Annotated in this window: 7 protein-coding genes; 3 read left to right on the top strand and 4 right to left on the bottom strand. The window is 69.0% G+C overall.

Features of this window, described 5'->3' with window-relative positions:
- Both ACXJJV_RS05825 and ACXJJV_RS05820 read left to right on the top strand, forming a co-directional pair.
- The coding region (locus ACXJJV_RS05825; protein ID WP_456467247.1) for a hypothetical protein at positions 1-2,134 on the top strand (2,134 nt) is incomplete at its 5' end.
- Between the two features lie 192 nt (positions 2,135-2,326).
- Positions 2,327-3,103: a YraN family protein gene (locus ACXJJV_RS05820; RefSeq protein WP_456467246.1), complete on the top strand. Its 777-nt coding sequence runs from the start codon at positions 2,327-2,329 to the stop codon at positions 3,101-3,103.
- 226 nt (positions 3,104-3,329) lie between these two features.
- Here the strand turns inward: ACXJJV_RS05820 and ACXJJV_RS05815 are convergent, their stop codons facing one another.
- Genes ACXJJV_RS05815 through ACXJJV_RS05805 form a run of 3 tightly spaced genes read right to left on the bottom strand, consistent with a single transcriptional unit; the run spans position 3,330 to position 4,255 of the window.
- Positions 3,330-3,779 carry a hypothetical protein gene (locus tag ACXJJV_RS05815; RefSeq protein ID WP_456467245.1) on the bottom strand — a complete coding sequence of 150 codons (450 nt, stop codon included), beginning with the start codon at positions 3,777-3,779 and terminating at the stop codon, positions 3,330-3,332.
- A gap of 6 nt (positions 3,780-3,785) precedes the next feature.
- Positions 3,786-4,049 carry a hypothetical protein gene (locus ACXJJV_RS05810; RefSeq protein ID WP_456467244.1) on the bottom strand — a complete coding sequence of 88 codons (264 nt, stop codon included), beginning with the start codon at positions 4,047-4,049 and terminating at the stop codon, positions 3,786-3,788.
- On the bottom strand, positions 4,046-4,255 hold the full coding sequence (locus tag ACXJJV_RS05805; protein WP_456467243.1) for a hypothetical protein: 210 nt from the start codon (positions 4,253-4,255) through the stop codon (positions 4,046-4,048). The genes ACXJJV_RS05810 and ACXJJV_RS05805 overlap by 4 nt, the downstream gene beginning before the upstream one ends.
- A 388-nt stretch (positions 4,256-4,643) precedes the next feature.
- Between ACXJJV_RS05805 and ACXJJV_RS05800 the strand changes: the two genes are divergently transcribed.
- Positions 4,644-5,201, top strand: coding sequence for a PIN domain-containing protein (locus ACXJJV_RS05800; RefSeq protein ID WP_456467242.1), 558 nt, complete (start codon positions 4,644-4,646; stop codon positions 5,199-5,201).
- On the opposite strand, the gene ACXJJV_RS05795 is transcribed toward ACXJJV_RS05800, so the two are convergent.
- Positions 5,187-5,842: phospholipase D-like domain-containing protein (locus ACXJJV_RS05795; protein ID WP_456467241.1), on the bottom strand; the 656-nt coding region annotated here is incomplete at its 5' end. The two genes, ACXJJV_RS05800 and ACXJJV_RS05795, sit on opposite strands and share 15 nt — an antisense overlap.

Genomic DNA, 5,842 nt, shown 5'->3' with positions numbered 1-5,842 from the left:
TGGTCTTCCTTTACCCGAACGTGGGGAGGTGGTCAGGGTGCGCCGGGGGATCGCGGTCGTCCTCTCGGCGGCCCTTCTGCTCCTCGGTACTCCCGCCGGCGCGCTTCGATTCTCGAACGTCTCGCTGTCGGACGAGCTCGTGAGGGTGGGTCTGGCCGAGTATCGGCACTACCCGCCGCCGGATCCCCTCCCGCCCTGCATCCCCAGCGAATTCACGGCCCGGGTCTACCGGGTGATCGACGGTGACACGATCGACGTCGTCCCCACCTCCTTCCGCCCGGATCCGCGGTGCCTGGACCGGCGCGGCGTGACGTTCCGGTACTACGGGGCCGTCGTCGCCCTGCGGATCCGCTTCGCCCGGATCAACGCCCCGGAGATCTACCACCCGGCCAGCGAGGAGGAGTACGAGCTCGGGATGAGGGCGAAGCGGTACGTGGAGGAGCGGATCCCCGCCGGCACCCCCGTGAGGATCCACGCCTACGGGCTCGGGTACTACCACCGCATCATCGCCGAGGTGTACCCGCCGGCGGCGCCGGAGCTCGCGCGGATCTCGCGGGTGACCCTGGTCGGTGGGAGCGGTCGCGTGGGGTGCTCGATCGACGCGGACGTGCGCGTGCCGGAGGAGGGGAACCTAAGGGTCCTCCTCAACGGCCGGCCCGTGCCCGTCCGCGTCGACGGTCTCGGGCCCGCGGTGACGGCCCGGGTGGGGGAGGGCGTCCACCGGCTCACCCTCACCCTGCCCCCAGGGACGCACCGGGTGACCCTCGAGCTCCGCGCCCCCGACGGTCGCACGTCGAGGTCCTACACGTGGCGGGTACTCCCGGGGCTGGGCGGCCTGGAGGCGCGCCAGGTGCGGTTCGACCACGCCACCGGGGAGGTCGTCCTGCTGGTGCGGGGCGGCGACTGCTCGGTCGAGCTGGCGTACGAGGGGGGCGTGTACCGGAGGACCTACCCCGAGCGACTGATCGTGAACGGCCGGGCCCTCGAGCTCACCCCGAGCGCGAGGCTCGAGAGGGTGAGCGCGCCCGGGGACCCGTACGGCGCCCTCGACGCGAGGCTCGAGGTCGGCGGCGTCACCGTTCAACGCCTCCGGATCCCCTACACCCGGCTCTCCTTCGTCATCGACGACCACCCGATCAACGTGTACCCCGGACGCTCCGTCGAGGTGTGGGAGCTCCACCGCGGGCGCCCCTCCCACGCGATGACCCAACCGGCGAGCCGGTGCCTCTCGACCCTCAACCTGAACGGCCTCGAGCTCACGCTCGCCGTCGTCCCGGCGCTGAACTACCGCACCTTCGCGCTCCGACCCGACACCATGAGGTGCCTGGAGATCGACCCGCTCCGGGGGACCCTCGGTGAGGTTCCCATCAAGGCGATCGGGCGCGCGGGCTGGCTCTTCGAGGCGATACTGGGCGACGGGCGGATCCTCCTCGCGGAACCCGAGCGCGCCCGCGTCCTCGAGGGCGCTCCCTCGGACCTCGACCCACTCACCCTCCTCGACGCCCTCGCCTCACCCCACCCCCCGACCCACGGCCCGTACGGGGCGCTCACCCTACGGGACCTGACGACCGGAAGGGAGGTGACGATCGCCTACCCCCGGATCCACGTCGACGACGGCGACCGCCACGCGTTCGTGCACGTCGAGGGGCGCACCGTCCGAGTGCACGTATGGCGGGTCCGGCACGGTGCCTGCACCCTCGAAACCACCGCGACGTCGACCGGGCGCCCCCTCGCGACCACCCTAAGCCCGGGGACGAGACTGATTGTCCTGCCGGAACGCGAGCCGCTGACGATCGTCGTGCACCGCACCCCGACCGGTGCCACCACCGTGACGCTCGTGGGCCCGGACGGCAGGAGCCTGGCACCCGCCCGGGCGGAGTCGCGCGACGGCGCGACGAGGTACACGTTCGACGGGGGCGTCGAGGTGATCACGCGTCGGGACGGGGGACTCGAGGTCCTCATCCGCGGGAAACGGGTCCTAAGGCTCCCGGCCGGAGAGGTCAGTCCCTCCCCGGGGCCGGGGAGCCGACCGCCGCGGAGGCACGGACGCGGGGTCCCGCGACCGGCGAGACGCCCGACCGCGCCCCTCCTCCCGCCCCCGGTGCCCGCGGTCCGAACGCGTGGGCGACGGTGACCGCGCCGCCGGATCACCCCCGGCGCGGGTACCGTGCGGCGCCCGGCTGGACCGACGGGGGTGGTCGGACGGCCCGCCCGGGGCCGCCGGCAAACCCCACCGTTTCCTCCCCGATCCGGGCGTTTCACGGCCCGCAGGACACTAATGTCGGCCGGGGATCGCCGGCACCAGCGTCGCCCGGGTGGTGATCGGTTGCCGCGGCGTGGCAAGCGGGCGGAGGACGTTGCCGCCGCCATCCTCCGTCGCGAGGGCTTCGAGATCGTGGAGCGAAACCACCGGATCGAGCTGGAGGGCGAGCTGATCGCGGAGATCGACATCATCGCGGAGAAGGACGGGGAACGGTACGCCGTCGAGGTCAAGGCCGGCACCGTCGGCGTGGACGCGATCCGCCAGGCGTACGTCGCGGCCGAGATCACCGGCTACCGACCCCTCGTACTCGGCCGCCGCATCCACCCCTCCGCCCGCGTCCTCGCCGATCGCCTGGGCGTCGAGGTCCGCGAGTTCTCCGAGTTCACCGAGGTCGAACCCGTCGACGAGCTCGCCACCGTGACCTCCGCCCTCCTCCAGAACCGCCTCCTCGCCCTCCTCTCCGCCGCCACCCAGGTCGACTGGGAGGACCTTTACGCGGCCCAACAGGGGGACCTCCGCCGCGTCACCCGCGTCCTCCCCACCCACGACCGCCGAGAGGCCGAGCAACTCACCGACGCCCTCGCCCTCCTCAAGCTCATGGCCTCCGACACCATCGGGGCCGTACAGAGCGTCGAGAACGGCGAACTCACCCTCGAACTCGACCCGCGCGTCCCCGTGCCCGACGACCGGGCCCTCCTCGTCCTCAACCGCTGGGGCACGCCCGCGTTCCTCGAGGTCGAAATCGCCAGCGTCGGCGCCCATCGGGTCCGGGCCAAGATCCTCGAGGGTAAGGCGAGCGGCGGCGAGCGGGTCGTGCACGTCGGCGAGCCGCCGAGGTGAGAAAAAGCAGGGGGAGGACCCTAGGAGCGCCAGCGCCGCCGGGACGCGAGGACCACCGGGAGCACCGGCGTCACCACGATCTCCACGTCCCCCGCGGGACCGCTGCGTACGTCAACTCGAGTCTTCCCGCCGACCGGGGGCCGCGCCGGCTCGGACGGGTGGACCCGCCGGTGGGGAACCGACGGTCGCTGCGGGTACGGGGGACCCACGCGCACCGTTACTTTCCTCACGAACTCGGTGACGGACGAGCCCCACGTCGGCACCATCGGCATCCAGCACCGCAGGACCAGGTCGTACCCGCCCGGCTCGATCCTCGTCTCGGGCACCAGCTCGAGGGTGACGGTCCACCGGCCACCCTCCTCCTCGGTTCCACGTGCCCGGACACCGCCACGACGTTGCCCGACGCGTCCCGGAGCCCTGCGGTCATCGCCGCCGGCGAGCCACTACTCGCGAAGCCCCCGACGCTCAGCGTCACCTTCAGTCGATCCGACTCGACCTTCACCTCCTCGACCTTGAACTCCGGCTTCACGACCAGCACCTCCAGCTTACCGTCGTCCTTGCTCTCCACAGGCACGAACGGGGCGAACACCTCCAGGCGTCTCTCGTACGGATCCCGGAACTCGCACTCGTCGACCACCTTACCCTTGACGGCGTCGATGAGCCACACCTTCCACACACTCTTTTATCCCGCGACCCCCACGCAACCGGGAACGCTCTCCTCCGAGCCCTCATCGAACCTCGGTGTCCCCGGTGCCAGGAGGAGCACCAACGCCCCGATGGGCTCGTCGGACACCAAACGCTCGTTCATCACGTCCAGCCCGCTGCTCACCACCTTCCCGTCGCGCTCCACCGGACTCCAGTACTTCACGATCACGTACGGACCTCTCACCATCACGTACATGCCTGTCTCCTTGGTGGTCACGAGCGTGCCCTCGCGGAAGATCATCGGATGGTCGGGACGTCCATGCCGTGGATGCGGTACCTGACGTCGTAGTAGTGTGCGCCCTCGGTGGCGCGCTCGGTGACCCAGACGACGAGGAGGTACGTCTTCCCACCGACGCGGAACAGGTCGTACGCCGCCAAGTACGGGTCGATCAACACCCGGCTGGCGCACTTCCTCTTGCCGGACGGCGCGTCCCCCGGGAACTTCACCGGTATCTGAATCAGATCTTCAACCAGCCGTCTGGGGCCTCGTGATCACCCGCACTATCTTCAGGGTCCCCTGCTTAAGGTCGTAATCGGGTACCAGGACTGATCTGTCGTTGAGGAAGATCGGGGGTCCGAAGTCGAAAGCCCGTCCAGGCTCACCCCCGTCGTCTGACTCGAGCCATTCCACGTCTCAGTCCTAGACGACCTCGGTGTGGTTCCGTACGTCGATATCACGCCTGTGCTGGACATTGATGGCGTGCCTTCCGGTTCTTCTCGCCCATCCATCCCCGAGACACCGGGATGTGGTGTGGCGCCGTGTTGACGTGAGGCTGGCGTTAGCGTGGGGTAAGAGTTTATCCAGTTTACCCGAAGGAGGTCCTCCCCGCCCGCGATGTTGCACGGGGGAGTTCATCGGTTGCACGTTATGCTCGATACCAACGTAGTGCTCAGGGCCGTGAGGGAACTCCTCTCCCCCTCGGTGACTCGGCCGATCGCCGTGCGATGTCCTCGTAAGGGGATCCACCGGCTTAGACCCCGCCCATCCCGGGGGCAACGTGTGGAATCCTTGCACGCGCTCATGGTCACCCTCTTCAACTGTGAGCTGACACCGGTCGCGGGACCCAGGCTGCTCGAGGAGTACGAGCGGAACCTGAGGCGGTACCACGACGACTGCTGGAAGCTCCGGGATGTCGTGAGTCTGCTCAGGTTGAGGTGTAAGGTGGTGAGGCCCGACGAGGAGCTGGTCAAGCTGTGCCGCGACGCGCACCCGAAGGGGGATTCCGCGGATGCCGAGCACGCCGCCGTCTGCCTACAGACGAACGCGGTGCTGCTGACCTTCGACCCCCATTTCTCGGAGATCAGCGCTAGGCTCGAGAAGGGAGGGGAGCCGCTGACGGTACTGGATCCTTATAACTTCCTCTGCCGAGTGACCGGATCAAGGGGCGAGTAGTTCACGGGGCTCGGGTTCCGCCCACCAGAGCATCTCGGGGCAACCCTCGCGCAGGTACCACTCCAGCCCGACCCTCAGGTCCCGGTACATGCGCTCGAGTCCGTCGTGTTCGGGCAAGTAACCCCCGTACTCCCCGCAATACCCGTACTCCCCCTCCCGACGATCGCGTACCAGATCGGGCTCCGTGAGGAACTTGTAGAGCGCGATCGCGTGCGCGTTCGCGCCGATCGTCGTCGCGAACCCGAGGGGGTCGGGCTCGAGCAGCGTGATTGGCGCCTTGACGTCCATTACGACGGGCACTACGAACTCCCGGCACTCCCTCAGCCTCTCGAGGCCGGCGATCGTCATGCTCGCGCTCGTGATCGCCATCACGTTGTCCGTGTAACAGACCTTGAAGTGGACGCCCTTCTCCTCGAACTTCTCCCGACCGACGACCCTTACCTCGAACCCCGCCTCCACCCACGACTCGATCGCCTCCTCGCTCGGGTGAACCCTACCCCCGTACTCCATCTCCTGCACGAGCAGGCGCCGGCACTCCGCCCGGATGTCCTTCGGATCCACGCTCAGCTTCTCCATCACATCCTCGAACCCGTCCAGCCCGTACGAGGCGATGAAGAGTACCGAGGCGTTCGGGTCCGTGA

Source organism: Methanopyrus sp. (assembly GCF_053997775.1).
This window is presented reverse-complemented; position numbering and strand designations above follow the sequence as displayed.

Coding starts and splice junctions, on each gene's coding strand:
- ACXJJV_RS05810 (WP_456467244.1), bottom strand. CDS start 4,049: ATGATCTTCCGCGAGGGCACGCTCGTGACCACCAAGGAGACAGGCATG.
- ACXJJV_RS05800 (WP_456467242.1), top strand. CDS start 4,644: ATGTTGCACGGGGGAGTTCATCGGTTGCACGTTATGCTCGATACCAAC.